Annotated in this window: 28 protein-coding genes; 16 read left to right on the top strand and 12 right to left on the bottom strand. The window is 28.9% G+C overall.

Going from position 1 to position 23,145, the window contains the following annotated elements:
• Positions 1-82 precede the first annotated feature (82 nt).
• From dapF to SHK09_RS08830, 5 genes are read left to right on the top strand one after another with little or no spacing between them, the layout of a single operon-like run.
• Positions 83-853 (top strand): diaminopimelate epimerase, encoded by a 771-nt coding sequence (gene dapF, locus SHK09_RS08850; RefSeq protein WP_319810405.1) that lies wholly within the window; start codon positions 83-85, stop codon positions 851-853.
• The gene (locus SHK09_RS08845) at positions 853-1,374 is read left to right on the top strand and encodes a GNAT family N-acetyltransferase (protein WP_319810404.1); all 522 of its coding nucleotides are present in this window, start codon (positions 853-855) and stop codon (positions 1,372-1,374) included. The genes dapF and SHK09_RS08845 overlap by 1 nt, the downstream gene beginning before the upstream one ends.
• Before the next feature lie 29 nt (positions 1,375-1,403).
• Positions 1,404-2,429, top strand: coding sequence for an endolytic transglycosylase MltG (gene mltG, locus SHK09_RS08840; protein ID WP_319810403.1), 1,026 nt, complete (start codon positions 1,404-1,406; stop codon positions 2,427-2,429).
• Between the two features lie 10 nt (positions 2,430-2,439).
• On the top strand, positions 2,440-3,348 hold the full coding sequence (locus tag SHK09_RS08835; RefSeq protein ID WP_319810402.1) for a DUF2279 domain-containing protein: 909 nt from the start codon (positions 2,440-2,442) through the stop codon (positions 3,346-3,348).
• A gap of 49 nt (positions 3,349-3,397) precedes the next feature.
• On the top strand, positions 3,398-4,024 hold the full coding sequence (locus tag SHK09_RS08830) for a peptidoglycan-binding protein LysM (protein ID WP_319810401.1): 627 nt from the start codon (positions 3,398-3,400) through the stop codon (positions 4,022-4,024).
• 101 nt (positions 4,025-4,125) lie between these two features.
• Here SHK09_RS08830 and SHK09_RS08825 read toward each other — a convergent pair whose 3' ends face one another.
• Genes SHK09_RS08825 through dnaA form a run of 3 tightly spaced genes read right to left on the bottom strand, consistent with a single transcriptional unit; the run spans position 4,126 to position 6,809 of the window.
• Positions 4,126-4,830: an SAM-dependent methyltransferase gene (locus tag SHK09_RS08825; protein WP_319810400.1), complete on the bottom strand. Its 705-nt coding sequence runs from the start codon at positions 4,828-4,830 to the stop codon at positions 4,126-4,128.
• A gap of 59 nt (positions 4,831-4,889) precedes the next feature.
• On the bottom strand, positions 4,890-5,342 hold the full coding sequence (locus SHK09_RS08820; RefSeq protein ID WP_319810399.1) for a low molecular weight protein-tyrosine-phosphatase: 453 nt from the start codon (positions 5,340-5,342) through the stop codon (positions 4,890-4,892).
• 39 nt (positions 5,343-5,381) lie between these two features.
• Positions 5,382-6,809 carry a chromosomal replication initiator protein DnaA gene (dnaA, locus tag SHK09_RS08815; RefSeq protein ID WP_319810398.1) on the bottom strand — a complete coding sequence of 476 codons (1,428 nt, stop codon included), beginning with the start codon at positions 6,807-6,809 and terminating at the stop codon, positions 5,382-5,384.
• 171 nt (positions 6,810-6,980) lie between these two features.
• On the opposite strand from dnaA, the gene SHK09_RS08810 reads away from it, so the two are divergent.
• Positions 6,981-7,379: a thioesterase family protein gene (locus tag SHK09_RS08810; RefSeq protein WP_319810397.1), complete on the top strand. Its 399-nt coding sequence runs from the start codon at positions 6,981-6,983 to the stop codon at positions 7,377-7,379.
• A gap of 10 nt (positions 7,380-7,389) precedes the next feature.
• Here SHK09_RS08810 and SHK09_RS08805 read toward each other — a convergent pair whose 3' ends face one another.
• The 6 genes from SHK09_RS08805 to SHK09_RS08780 all read right to left on the bottom strand — a co-directional run bounded on the left by SHK09_RS08805 (position 7,390) and on the right by SHK09_RS08780 (position 11,501).
• On the bottom strand, positions 7,390-7,839 hold the full coding sequence (locus SHK09_RS08805) for a BLUF domain-containing protein (RefSeq protein ID WP_319810396.1): 450 nt from the start codon (positions 7,837-7,839) through the stop codon (positions 7,390-7,392).
• A gap of 84 nt (positions 7,840-7,923) precedes the next feature.
• Positions 7,924-8,532 (bottom strand): YigZ family protein, encoded by a 609-nt coding sequence (locus tag SHK09_RS08800; RefSeq protein ID WP_319810395.1) that lies wholly within the window; start codon positions 8,530-8,532, stop codon positions 7,924-7,926.
• Complete coding sequence (locus SHK09_RS08795) at positions 8,533-9,393, bottom strand: EamA family transporter (protein WP_319810394.1); 861 nt, start codon at positions 9,391-9,393, stop codon at positions 8,533-8,535.
• Position 9,394: 1 nt separating this feature from the next.
• Positions 9,395-10,000, bottom strand: coding sequence for an HAD-IA family hydrolase (locus SHK09_RS08790; RefSeq protein WP_319810393.1), 606 nt, complete (start codon positions 9,998-10,000; stop codon positions 9,395-9,397).
• Complete coding sequence (gene ribD / locus SHK09_RS08785; RefSeq protein WP_319810424.1) at positions 9,993-11,033, bottom strand: bifunctional diaminohydroxyphosphoribosylaminopyrimidine deaminase/5-amino-6-(5-phosphoribosylamino)uracil reductase RibD; 1,041 nt, start codon at positions 11,031-11,033, stop codon at positions 9,993-9,995. The genes SHK09_RS08790 and ribD overlap by 8 nt, the downstream gene beginning before the upstream one ends.
• Positions 11,034-11,036: 3 nt before the next feature.
• The gene (locus SHK09_RS08780; RefSeq protein ID WP_319810392.1) at positions 11,037-11,501 is read right to left on the bottom strand and encodes an LEA type 2 family protein; all 465 of its coding nucleotides are present in this window, start codon (positions 11,499-11,501) and stop codon (positions 11,037-11,039) included.
• 51 nt (positions 11,502-11,552) lie between these two features.
• Here SHK09_RS08780 and SHK09_RS08775 point away from each other — a divergent pair, with 51 nt between their 5' ends.
• The 8 genes from SHK09_RS08775 to SHK09_RS08740 all read left to right on the top strand — a co-directional run bounded on the left by SHK09_RS08775 (position 11,553) and on the right by SHK09_RS08740 (position 19,829).
• On the top strand, positions 11,553-12,044 hold the full coding sequence (locus SHK09_RS08775; protein ID WP_319810391.1) for a GNAT family N-acetyltransferase: 492 nt from the start codon (positions 11,553-11,555) through the stop codon (positions 12,042-12,044).
• Between the two features lie 9 nt (positions 12,045-12,053).
• Complete coding sequence (gene cls / locus SHK09_RS08770) at positions 12,054-13,478, top strand: cardiolipin synthase (protein ID WP_319810390.1); 1,425 nt, start codon at positions 12,054-12,056, stop codon at positions 13,476-13,478.
• Positions 13,479-13,483: 5 nt separating this feature from the next.
• Positions 13,484-14,350, top strand: coding sequence for a peptide chain release factor N(5)-glutamine methyltransferase (gene prmC, locus SHK09_RS08765; RefSeq protein WP_319810389.1), 867 nt, complete (start codon positions 13,484-13,486; stop codon positions 14,348-14,350).
• 135 nt (positions 14,351-14,485) lie between these two features.
• Positions 14,486-16,042, top strand: coding sequence for an NAD(P)/FAD-dependent oxidoreductase (locus tag SHK09_RS08760; protein ID WP_319810388.1), 1,557 nt, complete (start codon positions 14,486-14,488; stop codon positions 16,040-16,042).
• A 58-nt stretch (positions 16,043-16,100) separates the two neighbouring features.
• Entirely contained in the window at positions 16,101-16,538 is a 438-nt protein-coding gene (locus tag SHK09_RS08755) for an ATP-dependent zinc protease (RefSeq protein ID WP_319810387.1), read from the top strand.
• Positions 16,538-17,413, top strand: coding sequence for a 30S ribosomal protein S6--L-glutamate ligase (gene rimK, locus SHK09_RS08750; protein WP_319810386.1), 876 nt, complete (start codon positions 16,538-16,540; stop codon positions 17,411-17,413). Before SHK09_RS08755 ends, rimK begins: the two co-directional genes overlap by 1 nt.
• Positions 17,403-18,350 carry a succinylglutamate desuccinylase/aspartoacylase family protein gene (locus SHK09_RS08745; protein WP_319810385.1) on the top strand — a complete coding sequence of 316 codons (948 nt, stop codon included), beginning with the start codon at positions 17,403-17,405 and terminating at the stop codon, positions 18,348-18,350. Before rimK ends, SHK09_RS08745 begins: the two co-directional genes overlap by 11 nt.
• A gap of 24 nt (positions 18,351-18,374) precedes the next feature.
• Complete coding sequence (locus SHK09_RS08740; RefSeq protein ID WP_319810384.1) at positions 18,375-19,829, top strand: hypothetical protein; 1,455 nt, start codon at positions 18,375-18,377, stop codon at positions 19,827-19,829.
• Positions 19,830-19,960: 131 nt separating this feature from the next.
• On the opposite strand, the gene SHK09_RS08735 is transcribed toward SHK09_RS08740, so the two are convergent.
• The 3 genes from SHK09_RS08735 to SHK09_RS08725 all read right to left on the bottom strand — a co-directional run bounded on the left by SHK09_RS08735 (position 19,961) and on the right by SHK09_RS08725 (position 21,990).
• Positions 19,961-20,566 carry a thioredoxin family protein gene (locus tag SHK09_RS08735; RefSeq protein ID WP_319810383.1) on the bottom strand — a complete coding sequence of 202 codons (606 nt, stop codon included), beginning with the start codon at positions 20,564-20,566 and terminating at the stop codon, positions 19,961-19,963.
• A gap of 3 nt (positions 20,567-20,569) precedes the next feature.
• A complete protein-coding gene (locus SHK09_RS08730) occupies positions 20,570-21,094 on the bottom strand; it encodes a TlpA family protein disulfide reductase (RefSeq protein WP_319810382.1) in 525 nt (174 codons plus the stop codon).
• Positions 21,095-21,207: 113 nt separating this feature from the next.
• Entirely contained in the window at positions 21,208-21,990 is a 783-nt protein-coding gene (locus SHK09_RS08725; RefSeq protein ID WP_319810381.1) for a S1/P1 nuclease, read from the bottom strand.
• A 123-nt stretch (positions 21,991-22,113) separates the two neighbouring features.
• On the opposite strand from SHK09_RS08725, the gene SHK09_RS08720 reads away from it, so the two are divergent.
• Both SHK09_RS08720 and SHK09_RS08715 read left to right on the top strand, forming a co-directional pair.
• Positions 22,114-22,974, top strand: a complete 861-nt coding sequence (locus tag SHK09_RS08720) for an SPFH domain-containing protein (protein ID WP_319810380.1) — start codon at positions 22,114-22,116, stop codon at positions 22,972-22,974.
• Positions 22,975-22,985: 11 nt separating this feature from the next.
• Complete coding sequence (locus SHK09_RS08715) at positions 22,986-23,144, top strand: DUF4177 domain-containing protein (RefSeq protein ID WP_319810379.1); 159 nt, start codon at positions 22,986-22,988, stop codon at positions 23,142-23,144.
• Position 23,145 lies beyond the last annotated feature (1 nt).

The raw sequence follows: 23,145 nt of genomic DNA, 5'->3' as shown, positions 1-23,145 counted from the left end.
AAATCTGTTTAACTTGATTTTAACGGACTTTAACCACATTTTAACACCGTTTAAATATGACATAAATAACTATCTTTGCTTTATGAATTTGACTTTTTATAAATATCAAGGTACAGGAAATGATTTTGTGATGGTAGATAATAGATCTTCGACCTTCAACAAGAAAGATATAAAATTAATTTCTAAACTTTGCGATAGAAATTTTGGTATTGGTGCAGATGGCGTTATTTTAATTGAAAATGACACAACGTTTGACTTTAAAATGATTTATTTTAATGCTGATGGAAGTGAAACTTTCTGTGGAAATGGAGGAAGATGTACTGTTGCATTTGCTAAACAGTTAGGTATTATTACAAATAGTACAAATTTTATTGCTGTTGATGGTCCTCATTTTGCTGAAATAGAAAATGATATTGTTTCTTTAAAGATGATAGATGTTGAAGATGTACAAGTAAATGATACTTCAGTTTTTGCATATACCGGAACACAACATCATGTAGAGATGGTTGATAAATTAGATAATTACCCTGTTTTTGAAAATGGCAAGAAAATTAGGAATTCCTATTCTGCTCCTGGAAGTAACGTAAATTTTGTTGAACAAATTAACAACACTACTTTTAGAGTTAGAACTTATGAAAAAGGTGTAGAAAATGAAACTCTAGCTTGTGGAACTGGTGTTACCGCAGTTGCAATTGCAATGCACAAAACAAATAAAACTAAAAGTAATTTAATATCATTACCTGTAGAAGGTGGTAATTTAGAAGTTTCTTTTTCTGAAGAAAATGGCGTTTACAAGAATGTATTCTTAAAAGGGCCTGCAACTTTTGTTTTTACCGGTGAAATACAGATATAATGCACAAACTTAAAGGAACAAATATAAATTTACGTGCGCTAGAACCAGAAGATTTAGATTTTCTATACAATATAGAAAACAACGAATCTTTTTGGGAAGTTAGTCATACTCAAACTCCGTTTTCTAAGTTTCTTTTAAAACAATATTTAGAAAATGCACATTTAGATATTTTTGAAGCAAAACAACTACGCTTATTAATTGAAGAAAAATCAACAAAAAAACAATTAGGAATGATTGATTTGTTTGATTTTAATCCGCAACATAAAAGAGCAGGAATTGGTATTTTAATACATCCAGATTTTCAGAAAAATGGACACGCATCAGAAGCTTTGTCTGTATTAATTAATTATGCGTTTACTTATTTAGATTTGCATCAATTGTATGCAAATATAACTGCAGAAAATTCGAAGAGTATTTCTTTGTTTACAAAACATAGATTCGAGAAAATTGGTCTAAAAAAAGATTGGATTTTATCTGAAGGAAAATTTAAAGATGAAATACTATTTCAATTGATAAAATAGTAACTTTACACGTTTAAAAACAATTACACTTGAAGAAAAAAATTATTTACACATTTGTTGCTATTTTAATAATTGGCGGAATGTTTGGTTACAATTATTATCAAAAAATATTTGGACAAGCAATTACAAAAGAACATGTTCTTTTTATAACTTCTACAGATAGTTTGTTAGATATTAAAAAAGAATTAGAAGCATATTCTAATAGCCCAGAAACCTTTCTTTGGGTTGCAGCCAAAAAGAATTTTTCTAAACCTAAACCAGGTAGATATATTCTAACAGAAGGAATGTCTAATAACGATCTTGTAAATATGTTACGAAGCGGAAGACAAACACCTTTTAAGTTATCTTTTAACAACCAAGATACTTTAGAAAAATTTGCTGGTAGAATAGCAGAACAAATAGAAGCAGATTCAATTTCTTTACTAAATTCATTTAAGGATGAAAAATTTTTAAAAGAAAATAACCTGAATGATAAATCTGTACTTCAAATTTTTACTCCTAATACATATGAGTTTTATTGGACAGTTTCACCAGATAAGTTTAGAACAAAAATGTTAGTGTCTTACAAAAGGTTTTGGAATACGAATAGATTACAAAAAGCTAAAAAATTAAATCTTACAAAAGATGAAGTTATTACGTTGGCTTCGATAGTTCAAAAAGAAACAGCACAAAACTCTGAAAGACCAATAGTTGCAGGTTTGTATTTAAATCGTCTAAATAAAGGTTGGCCTCTACAAGCAGATCCTACTATTATATATTGTGTAAAAGAAGTAAAAGGACAAGATTATGTAGTAAAAAGAGTTCTAACTATAGATTTAGAAATTAACTCTCCTTACAATACTTATAAAAACAAAGGCTTACCTCCTACTTTAATTTCAATGCCAGACGTTTCTGCAATTGATGGTGTTTTAAATGCTGAAAAGCATAACTACTTTTATATGTGTGCAAATGTTGATAAATTAGGGTATCATGCATTTGCCAAATCTCTTGCTCAACACAATAGAAATGCCGCTAAATATCATCAATGGATGAATAAACAAAAAGTTAATAGATAGTTACTTTCTAATGATTTTAACAATACATAGAACAATCATTTTTTTTTTACTTTTAATATGTGCAATAAATACAAATGCGCAAGAGTCTTCTTTCTTTAAAAAATCTGATTCTTTAAATAGCAAAAGAAGAAATGCTGTAATAATTACTGAAAGCCTTTTAACGGGCGGAACTTTATTAGCTTTAAACGGACTTTGGTACAAAGATTATCCTCGTTCTAGTTTTCATTTTAAAAATGATAACAACGATTGGAAACAAATGGATAAAGCGGGACATTTAATGACCTCTTATTATTTAGGAAAAGTAGGTATGGAAGTGCTAGATTGGTCTGGTGTATCAAAAAAAAATCAACTTATTTATGGCGCCACTTTAGGTTTTACCTTTTTAACTGCTGTAGAAGTATTAGACGGTTTTTCTGAAGAATGGGGAGCGTCACCTGGAGATATATTAGCCAATGCAACAGGAACAGCTTTATTGGTTGGCCAAGAGTTGTTATGGCAAGAACAAAGAATTACAGTTAAATACTCTTTTCATCAAACAAATTTTGCAAAACAAAGACCAAATACTTTGGGCGAAAATTTCTTGCAACAATCTTTAAAAGATTATAACGGTCAAACTTATTGGCTTTCTGCCAATATTTGGTCTTTTAATAAACAAAGTAGCATTCCTAAGTGGTTAAATGTAGCTTTTGGTTATGGTGCAGAAGGAATGCTATATGGAGAAACAAAACCAACTAACCCAATAACACAAGACCCTTACAGACAATTCTACCTAAGTTTAGACTTAGATTTGACTAAAATTGAGACAAAATCAAAATTGTTACAATCTGTCTTTTCTGTTGTTAATTTCATAAAGATACCTTCACCAACACTAGAAATAAACACTAAAGGACAAGTAAAATTTCATTATTTGTATTTTTAGTAAAATTTAACATATTGATAATCAATTACTTTAAAAATGTATTGTAGATTTGCACCCGCAAAACAGAAATACAGTTTTTATCAAAAATAGAATACTCTTAATCAGCATAGTTATCCTTTTTATCAATGCAACTTCAGTTGATAAAAAAATTGTTCCTAAATCAGAAACAAAAGCAATAACTAAATTAAGTTTTCCTAAATCTATAGGAAATGACATTTTTTATCTAAAAAGAGATTTTGTTGCTTTTAAAGAAGCAGTAGCATTTAAAGAATCTCAAGGAAAATATGCAACTGTAAATACCTTAGGTTACTTAGGCAAGTATCAATTTGGCAAAACTACATTACATAGATTTAATATTTACGACACACAAAAATTTTTAAGAACTCCTGCTCTACAAGAAAAAGCATTTGTAGCTTTATGTAAAGTAAACAAATGGATTCTTAGAAAAGACATAGTACGTTCTGTTGGTAAAACAATGAACGGAATTAAAATTACAGAATCTGGAATTTTGGCTGCAGCACATTTAAGTGGCGCAGGTAATGTAAAGAAATTTCTAAGAAGTAATGGTTCTGAACGTTTTTCTGATGCTTACGGAGCTAGTATTCAATCTTACCTAAAAAGGTTTGCTAGCTACAACGTATCTAATATTATAGCAGATAAAAATGCAAAAATTTAAACCATTTTTTCAACAAAAAAAAACACTTTAATAGATTCCAATAATCTATTATAGTGTTTTTTTTTTATAATAAGACTGTCTTATATAAACAGGAATTCTCTTTACTTATGAATAATAAAAATAGCAGGTTTCTTGTGTAAATTAGGTGTTTGACTATTCCAATCTTGCACAGATAGTGTTTTAATAAATTCTGATGGTAACGTAATGTCTGCTGCGATACATAAATTTGTACTAGGAGATAATACTGCTTTTAAATCTGCAAACATCTTCTCATTTCTGTAAGGAGTTTCTATAAAAATTTGAGATTGATTTTTATCTAAAGATAATTTCTCTAAATCTTTAAGTGCTTTTTTCCTATCCGACTTATCAATTGGCAAATAACCGTTAAAAGCAAAATTTTGCCCATTCATACCAGAACTCATCATTGCCATTAAAATAGAACTTGGGCCAACTAGTGGTACAACCTGAATATTATTTTCATGTGCTAACTTTACAATACTTGCACCAGGATCTGCAACTGCTGGCACACCTGCTTCAGATAACAAACCTACATTAATACCTTCTTTACAAACATCTAAATATCTTCTAGTTTCAATTTCTTCAGCATATTTATCTAAAGACATTAAATTTAATGAGGGTTGCGATTTTTTCGGTGAAATTTTTTTGATAAACTTTCTTGCTGTTTTTTCATTTTCAACAATATAATAATCAATTTCTTCAACTACTTTTTTAACAGACAAAGGCATTACCTCTAAAGGTTCTGTATCTCCTAATGTTGTGGGTATTAAATAGAGTTTACCAATCATTTCTTATATTTTAAGTATTGTTGTATGTATTTTCTAGTGATGATTATTCGAAGAATTAATTAAGCTAATTTTCTCGCAATAATAGTACAAGCTTCATCTAACATCTTGTAAACATTTTCGAAACCAGAATTTCCACCGTAATATGGATCTGGAACTGATTTATTTTTAGCGGCATCCGATTCTTTTAAAATCATTTTTACTTTCTGCTTATCATTACTATTTCTAGCTAACAAAAGTATATTTTCATAATTACTTTCATCCATAGCATAAATAAAATCAAAAACATCGAAGTCTTTTACTGTAATTTTTCTAGCTTTTTGATTTGTAATGTCTATTCCGTAAGTTTTAGCAACTTCAATAGAACGTACATCTGGTAAATTACCAATGTGGTATGCAGCTGTTCCTGCAGAATCTACAAAAATAGTTTCTTTATTTACTTTAGATTTTAAAATACCTTCTGCTAAAGGAGAACGACAAATATTCCCTAAACAAACCATTAGTACTTTTTTCATCAAAATAAAATTAAAAAAATTATAATTTTAAACGCTAATTTAAAACGTTAACTTCTTAGTTAAGTCGTCTACGTATTTTCTAAATTGCTTATCTGTTTCAGTTAAATTGTCTACTGTTTTACAAGCATGCAAAACGGTTGCATGATCTCTTTGCCCAATTTGGTTACCAATACTTGCCAAAGATGTTTTAGTTAATCTCTTCGCAAAATACATTGCTAATTGGCGCGCTTGTACAATATGACGTTTTCTTGTTTTAGACTGTAAAGTAGCAACATCCATATCGAAATACTTAGAAACTTCTTTCTGAATATAATCGATTGAGACTTCTTTCTTCGTATTCTTTACAAACTTATCTACAATTTGTTTTGCCAACTCTAAAGAGAACTCTCTTCTATTAAAAGAAGCTTGCGCAATCATAGAAATAATAACACCTTCTAATTCTCTTACGTTAGATTTTATGTTTTTAGCAATATAAGCAACAATATCTTCGGGCATTTCTACACCATCTCTAAACAACTTATTATCTAAAATAGAAATTCTAGTTTCATAATCTGGTGCTTGTAATTCTGCAGACAATCCCCATTTAAAACGAGATAACAAACGCTGCTCTATGTCTTGCATATCTACTGGCGCTTTGTCTGATGTTAAAATTACTTGCTTACCATTTTGATGTAAATGGTTAAAAATATGGAAGAAAACATCTTGTGTTCCTGCTTTTCCAGATAAGAACTGAACATCATCTATAAGTAACACATCTATCATTTGATAAAAATGAATAAAATCATTTCTTGTGTTAGACTTTACAGAATCTATAAATTGTTGTGTAAATTTTTCCGAAGAAATATACAATACTGTTTTATCTGGGTATTTGTCTTTAATATCTACACCAATAGCGTGTGCTAAATGTGTTTTTCCTAAACCAACACCACCATAAATTAATAGTGGGTTAAAAGAAGTACCACCTGGTTTGTTTGCAACTGCCATACCAGCAGAACGTGCTAACCTGTTAGAATCTCCTTCTATAAAGTTTACAAAATTATAGTTTGGGTTTAATTGAGATTCTATTTTAACCTTTTGTAATCCTGGAATTACAAATGGGTTTCTTAATTCTCTTTTACTAGAATCTAAAGGAACTGCAACCTTTTGTGGTTTTAAAGGATCTCTGTTAGAACTAGGTATCTTAACAATTTGCGGTCTATTACTGCTGTAATTGTTTTCCATTTTTACATCGTAAACCAATTTGGCATCACTACCTAACTGTCTTACCAATGCAACTCTTAATAACTTAATATAATGTTCTTCTAACCATTCGTAAAAGAATTTACTAGGCACCTGTATCGTTAACGCCTCTCCAGAAAGTTTTACGGGTTTGATTGGTTCAAACCAAGTTTTGTATGCTTGTGGCTTAATATTGTCTTTTATAAAAGACAAGCATTCATTCCAAACTGAGTCAGCAGTTAAAGTCATGTATTATTATGGTGCTTATTGGGTTATTAATTATGGGGAAAAAAGAGATTTTAACCTGCTTTCTTAGGTTGTACAAAAGTGTGAATAAAATTCAGTATAAAAAAATCAATTTGCTATTGATTATTAACTATTTTTTACGTAAAATGCTAAAATAAATTTTATCTATAATAATTGAAAAAATCATCTACAAAAACTAGAATTAGGTATTCTGAAACCGACCAAATGGGCGTTGTATACCATGGAAATTACGCACAATTTTTCGAATTAGGACGAACAGAATGGTTGCGTTCTTTAGGAGTAACTTATAAAGATATGGAAACGAGCGGAATAATGCTTCCTGTAATTTCTATAAATTTTAATTTTATAAAATCTGCACTTTATGATGATGTTTTAACCATTCATACTTTTCTCAAAAAAAAGCCAATGGTAAAAATTGAATTTAATTATGAAATTAAAAATCAGGATGATGAATTAATTTGTACAGGAAGTTCTGTCTTGGCTTTTATGAATTCTAAAACAAAAAGACCAATGCGTTGTCCAGATTATTTATTAGAGGGTTTAGGTTTTTAATTTCTAAGAATTAATTAGATTTATTGGTTCCATTAATATGATATTCTGTTAAGTTATTATGCAATAAAGTTGCTACTTCAGAAAGGCTGTTTATTAAATTATCTACAACAACTGGGTCATTTAAATCTGTTCTAATTCCCGGTATCATAGCCAATGTAGGATCATCAAAATCTGCACAACCCATAGCCCATTTAGAAAACATCCTATCTGGCACAAAAGAATCATTAATAATTTTAAAATCGGTATGTCTAGTATCTTTATGAAGACGTGTAAGAAGATCATCAACATCTTTAGAATCGCCTTCTATAATTTGTAAAAAATAACCGTTTTTATGAATTAGAACTCCACTAATCTTATCCATAGAATTATATGCTCTAGAATCGTGAAGTAAATCTAACAAATCTCGTTTACTAAAATGAATAGTTGCTTTACTAGTATATGCGATGCGTCTTAATTTCATAGCGTTTAAAAAATAATTTAGAAAATTTTATTACACCATTAGGTTGAAATAAAGTTACATTATTTTTTAAAATAAAACTAAATATTATTCAAAAACCTTAATTTCAACCTTATATAAATTATCGAAAATTGCATAAATGGAATCTGCATCATTTTTTCTAACAGAGATAATATATTGGCAATCCATTTCTAGTTTCTGGTTTACAATATCTAAGTTTTTTTCTTTGATGATTCTCTGTACAGCATTCATCAAATCGTAATTAAAAGTTAATTTGTATTGAATATTTATGGTTTTTACTAAAATATTAGATGCCTCTAAAGTCATTTGAGCAGACGTCTTATATGCAGAAATTAAACCTCCAACACCTAATTTTGTTCCTCCAAAATAACGAACAGAAACAATTAAAATATTGGTCACTTCAAAAGACTGAATTTGACCATAAATTGGCATTCCTGCAGAATTATTTGGTTCACCATCATCATTTGCTCTAAACCTAATTTTCTCTATTCCTAATTGGTAGGCGTAACAAAAATGACGCGCTGCATGATGCTTTTTCCGAAGTTCCTCTAACCTCTCTTTTACATCATCCTCCGACAAAACAGGAAAAGTATAACCAAAAAACTTACTCCCTTTTTCTTTAAAAAGAGTCTCTTCAGATGGTTTTTCTATTGTTTTGTATACGTCTTCTTCCATTTATGCGATAGTTACTAGTATAATTCCTAAAATAGCCAAAGCAACACCAATTCTATTTTTTAAACTAAACTTCTCTTTAAATAATAACAAACCAACCAAAGTTGACACAATTACAATTGCGACGTTATTAATAGTAAATAAAGTTGAGCTTTCAAATTCTTTGTTTTGTAGCGCTTTTATTAAAAAGACTATTGAGTAATAATTTGGAACACCTAAAATAATACCTGCAACAATGTTTTTAAGACCAAATGATTCTCTTTTTTTAATCGTTTTAATTATTAATATAATAAAACCAAAAATTGCTGCAATACCAAACAAGCTTCCAGAAAAAATAGAAACATCTTCATCTGCAACATGATTTACTTGCACATATTTTAATAACGTATCTATGGTACCAGAACCTATAAAAAGTAAAATAGGAAACAATAAGGTTCCTTTACTTTGAGACTTTTCTTCTTTTACAGAAGATAAATACACTGCTATTAATGCTATAATAATTCCTAATATTTTTAAGAAAGTAACAGATTCATTGTATAATACAATACCGAACAAAACCGGAACTACTACAGACATTTTACCTGCAATAGAAGTTACAGAAACTCCATTTTTTTGAGCTGTCATTGCCATTACAAAAAAGATAGAAATAAACAAAGCTCCTAAGACTAAAGAACCAGGAAACCAAGGTTCTAAATAAATTTCTGAAATTGGTATTTGTCTTTCCGCTAACAAAAACCCCATAGAAAAAGCGACAATGTAGTTTACAAAAATTGCTTTTAAAACATCTATTTTATAAATGCCAAAATATTTAAAAATAACGAATAACCCTGTTGAAAAAAGGATACTTAAAAGTAAAAAGATCAAATTAAATATGTTTTTTAGTGAATAACTCTACAACATCATCTTGCCCAGGAAGTAAATGCCAAACATTAATTCCTAAAGACTTTGCAGCGTCTGTATTTTCTTTTGTGTCATCTATAAAAAGTGTTTCTTCTGCTAATAAATTATTGGCATTTAAAACAAATTCATAAATATTGTTATTAGGTTTTCTAAAATTTATTTCGTGTGACAAATAAAATTGTTCGAAACAAACTTTAAAGGAATTATACAAATCCATTCCCCAATCATTCTTTATCCAAGAAATATGTAAATCGTTTGTGTTGCTTAATAAAAAAAGTCTGTATTTCTTACTTTTAGCCAATTCTTCAATAAACGTTAAACGCTCTTTAGGAAAATCTAGCAAAATAGAGTTCCAAGCATTTATTAATTTTTCTGAAGAAACATTTAATTTATTCTTAAAGAAAACAGTAAAATCTTCCGTAGAAATAAGTCCTTTTTCATACGCATGTAAAGCAGGATGTAATTCTTCTGATTCTTGAGAAATACCTAATTTTTGCAACTCATTTGCAAATCGTTTTTTATCTAAGTTGATAAAAATATCTCCAAAATCGAAGACGATGTTTTTAATCATTCTTATATATTTTTAAAACATCTTTTAAAATGTTTTCTTCTGTATAATTCTTTTTAATTTCTGGAGATCTAACTCCGTCTCCAAAACTATTATTACCCACAAAAACCAAGGCTTCATCCCATAAATTTTCATTTATAAAAGTATGCAATGTTTGCGTTCCTCCTTCTACTATTAAAGATTGAATGTTGTGTTTCTGCAGCACTAAACAAATTTGAGAAGCAACGTTGGTAGAAAAATCTATTTCTTCAAAAATTAATTTTTCTCTTTGTTCTTTATCTTTACTTATTTTACTTGTTAAAACAATTGTTTTTACACTTCCGTCTAAAACACTTGCATTTTCAAAAATTCTTAATGTGCGATCTAAAACAACTCTAACTGGGTTTTCTCCAAACCAACTTCTAACATTTAATTTAGGATTGTCTGCAAAAACTGTATTTGTACCAACAAGAATTGCATGTTCTTTACTTCGTAATTTATGAACCCGTTGCTGTGAATATGTATTAGATATAAAAACAGGTTTATTTTCTGTTTTAGATATTGGCGCTACAAAACCATCTTTAGTTTCTGCCCATTTTAAAATAATATAAGGACGCTTTTTTTCTTGAACCGTAAAAAAACGTTTATGATGCATTCTACATTCATTTTCTAAAACACCAACAACTACTTTAATATTTGCTTGCTCTAAACGCTTTATTCCTTTCCCAGCAACCAAACTATTAGAATCTAAACACCCAATAACAACTTGTTCTAATTTATTTTTTACAATTAAATCTGCACAAGGTGGCGTTTTACCAAAATGGCTACAAGGCTCTAACGTTACATAAATAGTTGCCTCTTTTAAAAGCTCTTTATTATGCACAGAATTAATTGCATTTACTTCTGCATGGTTTCCACCACAAGGAGATGTAAAACCTTCTCCTATAATTTTATTCTGATGTACAATTACAGCGCCAACAGACGGATTAGGGCGTGTTGTTCCTAATCCATTTTTAGCAATTTGTAAACAGCGTTTTATGTATAATTCGTGGTTAATAACTTAATATTTAATTTTTATTTCTTGACTTTTATCAATTAAAAACTCTCTTTTAAAACCGAAAACAACATATTCTAAATTCCCTTTTATTCTAACATTTACTTTATTAGAGATTAAAGAATTTAACAAACCTCCTAAAACACCGTTCTTATTAGAACTTAAAATATTTCTTGTAGGAATATGAGCTATTAAAGGAATCGAAAATTCTTTTCTTGCAGGCACTTTAAATTCTTCTGAAAAAACTTGAGCAACTTCTGCCCCATTTACAAATATTTTTATTTCATCTGTAGAAATTTTACCACCAACATCATTAGGGTTTTCAAAAAAGGCATCTGCTTTTAATTTAATAGTATCAGATTCGAAACTTAAAACCTTTACATTATCTACCTTAATAAAAACAGGTTCTTTTTGCACAGAACAACCAGTTATTAATAAAACTAAAACAAAAAAATATAGTGTAATTTTCATTAAAAAAAAATAAAATTTAGGTAACTTGCTCTTGCAAAAATACGGTAATAAATGATACATGAAGATTTTATAATAAGAGAAATAAAACCAACAGACAATTTAGATCTATCTAAAGTAATTAGAACTGTAATTTTAGAAATGGGCGCTCCTAAAATTGGCACTGCTTATGAAGATAAAGCTACAGATTTAATGTTTGAAACATACCAAAAAGAGAACGTAGCGTATTTTGTTGTAGAACACAAAAATAAGGTTATTGGCGGTGCAGGTATTGCAAAATTAGATAACTGCGAAGACAATATTTGCGAACTTCAGAAAATGTATTTCTTACCAATTGCAAGAGGAAAAGGTTTAGGCACTCGTTTAATTTCTAAATGTTTAGAAAAAGCGAAAGATTTTGGTTTCGAAAGTTGTTACCTAGAAACAATGCCTTATATGGAAGCTGCTAGAAAACTATATAAAAAAAATGGCTTTCTTAATTTAGATAAACCAATGGGAAACACAGGCCACTATTCTTGTAATGTTTGGATGCTTAAAAAAATATAAACTACTAATTTGATCTATTATATACTTTCTGCAATTCACATAATTCTCTTTAGTTGGGCATTTTACAACATCTTATATTTTGGTGTAAAACCATCTAAATCTTTAAGCTGGTCTCTTATTTGTTTTTTCTTTCCTTTTATTGGCGTTTTTATTTTTCTTTTATTTGGAATTAACCGAAGAAAAATTAAGTTTTTCGAGTTAAAGGAAACTAAAAAAAGAAAAAATTATATTAAAAGTACTTTTAAAAATAAGGAGAATAAAAACACATCTCATTTAAAAAATAAGAAATCAGAAAAAATATCGAACCTTATATACAATAACACCGGTATTCCTTTAGATATTAATAACAAAGTACATGTTTTAAAAAACGGTAAAGAAACTTTTGAAATTCTTTTTGAAGCTATTAAAAATGCCAAAGATTTTATACATCTGCAATACTATATTATTGAAGAAGGTAAAATATTTTCTGAATTACTAACACTTATAAAACAAAAAAGAAAAGAAAACGTAGAAGTTAGAATTTTGTATGACGCGATTGGAAGTTATCAATTAAAAGAAAAAATAAAGAAAGAATTAGAAGCTATTGGCGTAGAAATTTACCCAGAAATGCCTCTTAAATACGGTAACTTTATTTTTACTTTAAACTACAGAAATCACAGAAAAATATGTGTAATTGATAATAAAATTGGGTTTACGGGTGGTGTAAACATTACAGATGAATATATAAATGATGACGATTTTTTAGGTATTTGGCAAGACGCACATATTAAAATTGAAGGTGATGCTGTAACAAGTTTGCACAAATCTTTTTTAAAAGATTATTACTATGCAACTGAAACAGATTTAAGCGAAAACGAAAAATACACAAAAACATATCCTTCAGAAAAGAACGCAAAAATTCATATTGTTTCTAGCGGGCCAGATTATGACCAATCTGTAGTTATGCAACAATATTTAAGCTTTATAAATTTAGCTGAAGAAAGTATTTGTGTGATGAACCCTTATTTTATACCTACTTTTTCCATTTTAGAAGCTTTTAAAATAGCCGCTTTAAGTGGCATAAAAGTAACGTTGATTTTACCTAAAAAAGGAGATTCTAGAGTAGCAACTTACAGCATGTATTCTTACTTTGAAAGTTTATTAAAAGCAGGAGTAAAAATATATTTAAGAGATGACTTTGCACATAGTAAAGTAATTTTTATAGATGATGAAATTGCATCTATTGGTTCTACAAATTTCGATTGTAGAAGTTTCGAACATAATTATGAATTAAATGCCATTATTTTTGACACCGAATTAACATCAGAAATTAGAGAAGAATTTAATAATCGAAAAGACAAAGCAACTAAAATTAATTTAAAGGATTTTCTAAATAGATCTAACAAACAAAAAACATTAGAACGTTTGTGCAGATTTTTTAGTCCGTTATTATAAAACTTATGACTCTTAAAGAATTTAGATTGTTTTTTACGGAAGCACTTTCAGAAATCTATCCAAGTACAGAAATAGAAAGTTTCTTCTTTATTTTAATGGAAGAAAAACTAAGTCTTAAAAGAATTGATACTGTTTTAAAACCAGATTTTTTAATTACTGATAACAATTTAGCTACGCTACAAAGCATTATTAAAAGATTACAAAAGCAAGAACCTATTCAATATATTTTGGGTAACACAGAGTTTTATGGTTTGCCTTTTATTGTTAATGAGCATACATTAATACCAAGGTCTGAAACAGAAGAATTAGTTGAGTGGATTCTTTTAGAAATTCCGCAGTTAAAAACTAAGATCCAAACTAAAACACTCTCACTTTTAGATATTGGTACAGGAACTGGTTGCATACCTATATCTCTAGCTAAAAACTTACAAAATGCAAAAATTACTGGAATAGATATTTCTACGGAAGCTTTAAAAATAGCAAAAGAAAATGCCGCTTTAAATAAGGTTGATGTAGCTTTTATTGAAGTGAATATTTTAGAAACAAAAGAACTACCTCAACAATTTAACATAATTATCTCTAACCCACCTTATGTTAGAGAATTAGAAAAAGTAGAAATTAAAAATAATGTACTAGAGAATGAACCACATTTAGCATTGTTTGTTTCGAATGAAAACCCTTTATTATTCTATAAAAAAATTGCAGATTTAGCAAAGAAACATCTTACAAAAAACGGATTCTTATTTTTTGAAATCAATCAATATTTAGGAAAAGAAACCGCTGAAATGTTAAGAGAAAAAGAGTTTATAAATATTGAATTAAAGAAAGATTTATTTGGTAATGATCGAATGATAAAATGTGAATTGGCTTAATTTTACTAAAACATCAAAAATAAAATAACTTCAAACTATCATTAAAAAACGCATCAAATTTAACATCAATAAATTCTTAAGATTCTCTGCAATTTTCTTCACTAAAATCACTTATAATTTAATTACTTTTGCAGAATGGTTAAAGACATTCAGCTTCGTGTAAATTTAATAGAAGAGCGTAAAGAAAATATTCTTTTATATAAAGCTTCTAGACAGTTAGGTATTGACAAAAGCGAAATTTCCGCAGTAAAAATATTACGAAAATCTATTGATGCTCGTAAAAAAGATATCATCTTTAATTATAAAGTTGCTGTTTATATAGATGAGAAAGTTCCAGAAAAATCTGATTATACATTTGAATATAAAGACGTTTCTAATGCCAAAGAGGTTCATATTATTGGTTTTGGTCCTGCAGGAATGTATGCTGCATTGCGTTGTATAGAATTAGGTTACAAACCTGTTGTATTGGAACGTGGAAAAAACGTAAAAGAACGAAGAAGAGATTTAAAAGCAATTAATCAAGATCATATTGTAAATGAAGATTCTAATTATTGTTTTGGTGAAGGTGGCGCAGGAACCTATTCTGATGGAAAGTTATATACACGTTCTTTAAAGCGTGGAGATGTTAGAAGAATTTTCGAAAATCTAGTTTTTCATGGTGCAACAGAACAAATATTAGTAGATGCGCATCCGCATATTGGTACAAATAAATTACCTAAAATAATTGAAAACATTCGTGAGAATATCTTAAAATTTGGTGGAGAAATTCGTTTTGAAACTAGAGTTACAGATTTTGTTCTTAAAAATAATAAACTACAAGCTGTTCGACTTCTAAATGGAGAAGAAATAGCTGTTAATTCTGTTATTTTAGCAACCGGACATTCCGCTAGAGATATCTACGAATTATTACATAAAAAAGAAATAAGAATTAAAGCAAAATCTTTTGCAATGGGAGTTCGTGTAGAACATCCGCAAGAAATTATAGATCAAATACAATACCACTGCTCTGGCGAAAGAGATGAGTTATTACCTGCAGCAGCATATAGTTTAGTGCACCAAGTTAATAACAGAGGTGTTTATTCTTTTTGCATGTGCCCAGGTGGTTTTATTGTACCGGCAGCTACAGCAAATGGAGAAGTTGTTGTAAACGGAATGTCGCCAAGTAGAAGAAATAATAAATTTGCAAACTCTGGTATTGTTGTAGAACTAGATATAGAAAAGGACTTCAAAAAATATGAACATTTTGGAGAATTAAAAGGATTAGAGTTTCAGAAAGATTTAGAAAAAATAGCTTTTTTAGCTGGTGGAAGAACACAAACTGCACCCGCACAAAGATTGGTAGATTTTGTAGATGGAAGGCTTTCTAACGATTTGAATGATTGTTCATACCAACCAGGATTAAAATCTGCGCCTTTACACTCTTTATTACCCAAAATTATTGGTAGTAGATTGCGAAAAGGTTTTGCTGCTTTTGGTAGTAAAATGCATGGTTATTACACAAATGAAGCAAATATTATTGGTGTAGAATCTAGAACATCTTCTCCTATTAATATTCCTAGAAAAGAAGATTTAGAGCATGTAGAAATAGAAGGTTTATATCCTTGTGGTGAAGGTGGTGGTTATGCCGGCGGAATAGTTTCTGCAGCAATGGATGGAGAACGTTGTGCTGAAGCTGCAATAGCAAAATTGTAAAATTTTTTCTTTTTTAATGAATAAGTATTGTTAATTTTACTTCATATAAATTAAACTAATGAAAATTACAATTGGTAGAATAGATAAGGCCGATTTTCCTGAATTAATATTAGAAGATATAGATGTTAAGATCGATTCTGGTGCTTATACTTCATCAATACATTGTTCTAATATTGAAGAAATTACAGTAAATAATGAGAGTTTTATAAAATTTACATTATTCGACCCAGAACATGTTTTTTACAATAATAAAGAGTTCTCTACCAAGAACTATAAAATGAAACTTGTAAAAAGTTCAAACGGAATTTCAGAAAAAAGGTTTATGATAGAAACTAAAATTGAAATGTTTGATAAAACTTTTCCAATTCATTTAACTTTAAGTGAACGTAAAGACATGAAATTCCCTATATTGTTAGGGAGAAAATTTTTAAACAAAGAATTTGTGATAGACACTGCAAAGAAAGATTTATCACACAAATTAAAAAATAAAATATAATGAGAATTGTAATTCTGTCTAGAAATCCTAAATTGTATTCAACTAGAAGATTGGTAGAAGCCGCTGAAAAAAGAGGTCATGAAGTAATGGTTGTAGACCATTTAAAATGTAACATCGAAATCGAAAGAAGATCACCTAAAATATTTTATAAAGGTGAGTACTTAGAAAACATCGACGCTATTATACCTAGAATTGGTGCTTCTGTAACTTTTTATGGTACCGCAGTAATTCGTCAGTTTGAAATGATGAAAGTATTTTCTGCAGTTTCTTCTCAAGCCTTAGTAAAATCTAGAGATAAATTAAGCAGTTTACAAATTTTAGCAAGAGCTGGTGTTGGCTTACCAAAAACAGTTTTCGCTAATTATACTAAAGATGTAGAACATGTAGTAGAATCTGTTGGTGGTGCTCCTTTAATTTTAAAATTATTAGAAGGTACACAAGGTTTAGGTGTTGTTTTAGCAGAAACTAAAAATGCAGCAACTTCTGTTTTAGAAGCTTTTAATGGTTTAGGTGCAAGAGTAATTGCGCAAGAATTTATTAAAGAAGCGGGTGGTGCAGATATTAGAGCTTTTGTTGTTGATGGTAAAGTAATTGGAGCAATGAAACGTCAAGGAAAAGAAGGCGAATTTCGTTCTAACTTACATAGAGGTGGAAATGCAACTATTATCGAATTAACAGACGAAGAAGAAAAAACAGCATTAAAAGCAACCAAAGCTTTAGGTTTAGGTGTAGCTGGTGTAGATATGTTACAATCATCTAAAGGACCCTTGGTTTTAGAAGTAAATTCTTCTCCTGGTTTAGAAGGTATAGAAGTAGCTACAGGTAAAAATATTGCAAAAGAAATAATTCGTTATTTAGAAATTCATGTCGAATAACCCTTTTATTCTTTTAGGAAAAGAAATTCCTAAAGGAAAACGTACTGTTTTAGATTTAGAAGTAGCAAAATTACATACTAGAACTACTGTAAAAGTTCCTATAATTATAGAACGTTCTCATAATCCTGGACCTGTTGTTTTATTACTAGCAGGTATACATGGTGATGAGACTAATGGCGTTGGAATTATTAGAGAGATTATTAACCTAAAAATTAATAAACCAAAAAATGGAACCATTATATGTATTCCTGTTTTTAATATTTTTGGGTATTTAATTCAGACTAGAGAATTTCCTGACGGACGAGATTTAAACAGAATGTTTCCTGGCTCTGCAAACGGCTCTTTAGCTAGCCAATTTGCATATCAATTTACTAAAGAAATTGCACCTATTATAGATTATGTTATTGATTTTCATACTGGTGGTGGCGACAGAGATAATATTGCTCAAATAAGATGTAGTAAAGATGATGAGAAAGCATTAGAACTGGCAAAGGTTTTTAACCCACCAATGATTGTTTTTTCTGAAAACATTACTAAATCTTTAAGAGACACGTTACATAAAATGGGTAAAACTGTTTTACTTTTTGAAGGTGGAAAATCTAAAGAATTAAACCCTACAATTATTAACGAAGGCGTAAACGGAACAAAGAATGTATTAATTCGTTTAGGCTTAATTGAAGGAGAAATTACCGTTAGAGCTACACCTGTTTTTGTACACAAAGCTAAGTGGCTAAGAGCATCTGATTCTGGTATGTTTAAAATTAGAGTTGCTAACGGTAGCTTTGTAAAAAAGAAAGAAGTATTAGGTGTTATTCAAGATCCTTTTGGTGAGTTTAAAAAGAAAATTTATGCTCCTTTTGATTGTCATATCTTTTGCATTAATAAAACACCAATTGTAAATAAAGGAGATGCATTGTTCCATTTAAGCATCGATTAATTATATTTTAAGTAATAAAATTCTATGAAAAAGTATATTCTAATAACTGTATTTTTTATTCATAGTATTGTAAATGCTCAAAATATAGATTGGACTAAAATTACTAAAGACCATAAACCTGACTCTAAAAATGAGTTGTCTACATATTTTAAGAAACAGGTTTCTATGAAAAATTTAAATAAAGCAGTATTCGCTCCTAAAAACAGCAATATTGCTTTATCTTTTTTAATCAATAGTAAAAACAAACCTTATGCTATTAAGATTAATTCTTTCGGAAACAAACTACTGAAAAAAGAAATTTTAGAAGCTTTTGAAAACTATCCTTTAGAAAAATTAAACCTTGTAGAATTAGACAAGAAAAATAGATATCATCTTCAGATTATCTCTAAAAAAAAAGATAAATACATTTTTAACTGCAGTTCTACAGTTATTATAGAATCTCCACCAGTTTGTGCTAATTGCGATGATTTAGAATATTTCGAAGACATAAAAATTTGTTGGAATACAGAGGTAAAAAAACACTTATTTAATTCATTAGACTTCTCTTTGTTAGATTCTATAAAAGAGGATGAAACTAAGCTTTATATTAGATACACTATTTCTTCAGATAGTTTGGTGTTAAATGATAAAACAAAAGTTCCATCAATTTTTAAAAACGAAGTTGAGAGAGTTCTAAATTCTTTTGGAGCAATTAAAAAAGAAGAAACACTTAATGGTGTAAATTTAAAATCTAACTACGGCACATATATAACTTTTAAAAAAGGTGAAATACCCATTTATAAAAAGAGACAACCCGAGTACGAATCATTTACTAAGCCTAGTATAGACAATGAACTTTCTTTGTTCTTTGCAAAGCATCTATTAGAAAAGGAGATTGAAGAAATAGGTTTAAATAAAGTTTATGAACGTCTAATTATATCTTTTGAAATGGATGCTAATGAAGTACTCTTCAATATTCACACAAATGCAAGATCTAAAGAAGTTAATAAAAAAGTAATTGCTCTTTTTAAAGAATATCCGCAATCAAAACTAAATTTTGCAGACATTACTCCTTTCAATATTTATTCGTTACAACTCTTATCATTTTCTAATAATAAAACTATTATAAACACAAGTTCTATAGTAAGTTATCTAAGAGCACCTATTTATCCTGGTTGTGAAGTTTCTAAAGACATTACAATTGCTAAAAAATGTTTTAGTCGTGCAATACAAAAAGGTTTTTCTAAAAATTTCGATGGAGGCATAACAAATAGAATTGGCTTAGCTGCAGGTAGATTAAGAGTATATATCAACTTTAACATAAACGTAAAAGGTGAAATAACAAATATTAAAACAAGATCTAGTAAACCTAGTTCTGCTATTATACAAGAAGTTAATAGAGTTATGAAATTAATTCCTAAAATGACTTATGCTCCTGTTCATAACGGAAAACCTGTTACTTTCAACTACCAGTTCCCGTTTTCATTAATTGTGCAATAAAAGGGGGATTTACTCTTTTAATATAAATTAACTTAATCAAGTAAAAGAATACTGTTTTAAATTTACAGCATAAAAAAATCTCAAACAATTAATCTGTTTGAGATTTTTCAATTTTATAAGAAGGCTTTTTTTTACTGTACTTTTATAGAACAACCAATAGCTCTTGTTTCTTTTTTCTCTATCTCTTTACCAGCTAATAGAGCATCTACAGCATTTTCCACATACTTTTCTGTTACATTATCTGCATCTCTAGAACTATTATCTATTGCACCAATATACTGTACTTTCATGTCTTTTTTAGTTACAATATAAACATGCGGTGTTTTTGTTGCACCAAACTTAGGATATACTTTCTGACCGTCATCTAACAGATAAGGAAACTTAAATCCTTTTTCTTGAGCTCTAACTTTCATCTTAGCAAAACTATCATCTGGAACTGCAATAGGATCGTTTGGATTTATAGCAATTACAGGAAAACCTAATGTTTTGTATTTTTTATCTAAAGCAATAATTCTGTCTTCATTAGCAACAGAATACGGACAAGTATTACACGTAAAAATAATTATAAATCCTTTAGCTTCTTTGTAATCTAATAAAGACACAGATGTATCGTCGATATTCTTAAGAGAAAAATTTTCTATTTTATCTCCTATTTTATAACCATCTGTTATTTTAAAAGTAAAAGCACTTAACACACCAACAAAAGTTAATAGTAATACCAGTTTTAATATTTTCATAATTTATTCTTTTAAAAAGGTTTTTAATTCTGCCTCTAAAGTTTCATAAGTAAAAGATTGCTCATAAAATTTTCTTTTATTTTTATTGTAAATAATAGTTGCAGGTATTGCACCAGACCAATTAGAATCTATAGCCTTAATCCAAACATCTTCATTAATATCGTCTAACAGCACTACTTTAGATTGTAAGTTTTTCTTTACTATAAAAGGAATTAACTTTCGATCTACTTGTTTTGGGAAATCTAAACTTACTAATAAAACCTCTACATTCTTAGAAGTATATTCTTTATTTAGTTTTTCGAAATCTGGCAATTCTTTTACACATGGCGCACACCAAGTTGCCCAAAAATTAATAACATATATCTTGTCATCCTTCTTTTCTAATAATGGCTTTAACTCATTATAAGTATAAGATTTAACAGTAATTGCTGGTGTATTTATTGCCTCATTTTCAATCTTAGAAGTTCCTTTTTTACAAGAAACAAACCCTAAAAATATAAAGCACAGAAAAATTGATTTTAATTTCATATTTATAAAATTACATATTAATTAATAACGAAGTTAAGAATTAACTGATTCTTAACAAAAAAACCTCATTAATATGTATTAATGAGGTTTTTATATTTTTATTTATCATTGGTTTAACCAAAAATATCATTCAATATTTTTGCTAAACGAATTCCTCCTCTTTGTAATTGATTTCTAACCGTACCAAAGTGATCGTAAGAATACTTATAACGTAAGTTCTCTCCTACTTTTGCAGATTTATAAACTTCCTTTGTTACTTCATGAATTTCATCTACCCAATCTACAATAGATCCTGCTTCGATAGCCTCTATTTGTTTTTTAGATAAATCTTTAGCACTATCTGCTAATTCTAAATAACTCATATTCCAGTTTTCAATCATTTTAGTATCCCATACAGCATGTAAATTTGTTCCCTGGCCAAACCATTGAACCTGTATAGTGTTACCACCTTTATCTTCTCTTTGCCCAATATGCATTGGTTGATGCAAGTCTCCCACAAAATGCACTAACATTTTTAAATGAAAAGATTTATCTTCATTAGAACTAGTTTTATCTTTTAAAACTTCTATACATTTATTAATTCCTGTAACAATATCTCCTTTTGGGTTTTTCGCTGTATCTGCATAAGATTCATCCAAATTCATATTAACATAATGCCAAGAATAATACTTACTAAAAGCTCTATCAGACTTTATTTCATCTGCATAAGTAGACACAAATGCTAAACTTTGTCCGTTTAATAATTTGTCTATTTTCTTTTTAGCTCTTCTCTTTAAATGATTTTCGGCAATTTTACCAGTTGCTCTATGTCCGTTTTGTCCCCAAAAAACAGCTTCTTCTGCAGTTGGTTTTGCAAAGAAAAAGAAAGATATTAATAAAAATAATTTAAGTTTCATCTTTAAAATTTTATATAAGTTTTTGCGAAGTTATAAAAAATAAATGTCAAAATTATTTTGAAATCAATAAAATAATTCGATATATTTGTGATATCAATTTAATATCAAACTAAATTAACCACAATGAAATCAGAAAAAATAATAAAACCAGCTAACGGGTATTTAATGTTAGTAATTGTTCTAATGTTGTTCTTTGGAAGTATTACCTTCTCTATTCAACAGAAAAATGCTGTATATATTTTAATTACAGTAATTAGTTTCATTGGCTTTTTCGGTTTTATATTGGTAAACCCAAATACTTCTAAGGTTGTTTTATTATTTGGTAAGTATGTAGGAACAATTAAAGATAATGGCTTGTATTGGGCAAATCCTTTTTATAAAAAGAAAACAATCTCTTTAAGAGCAAGTAATTTTGATAGTGAACGTTTAAAGGTAAATGACAAGTTAGGAAACCCTATAATGATTTCTACAATTTTAGTTTGGCGCGTTACAGATACTTACAAAGCAGCTTTTGATGTAGATAATTATGAAAACTTTGTTCGTGTACAAACAGATGCAGCTGTTAGAAAACTAGCAAGTATGTACCCTTATGATAATTTTGCAGATGAAGGCCATGATGAAGATATTACATTACGTTCTAGTGTAAATGAGGTTTCTGAAGCTTTAGAAAAAGAAATAGACGAACGTTTAACAATAGCAGGTATTGAAGTTTTAGAAGCTAGAATTGGGTATTTAGCCTATGCTAATGAAATTGCTTCTGCCATGTTAAAAAGACAACAAGCTACCGCAATTGTTGCTGCAAGACACAAAATTGTACAAGGTGCTGTAGAAATGGTAGAAATGGCTTTAGAAGAATTAAACAAAAGACAAATTGTAGAGCTAGATGATGAAAGAAAAGCTGCAATGGTTAGTAATTTGTTGGTTATTTTATGTGGAGACAAAGAAGCTTCGCCAATTGTAAATACAGGTACATTAAGTCATTAATATTAAAAAAAATGAAAGAATATAAAGTTGTTACCTTAAAATTAGGTTTTAGAAATAGAGTCCAAAATTTTGAAGATCTATTAAATCAATACGCAAGAGAAGGTTGGATTTTAAAAGAAATGCCCCAAAATTGGAATGCGATAGTTTTAGAAAGGGATAAAAACAGGTAAA

It is taken from the genome of Polaribacter sp. PL03, from assembly GCF_033875165.1.
Lineage (GTDB): Bacteria > Bacteroidota > Bacteroidia > Flavobacteriales > Flavobacteriaceae > Polaribacter.
This window is presented reverse-complemented; position numbering and strand designations above follow the sequence as displayed.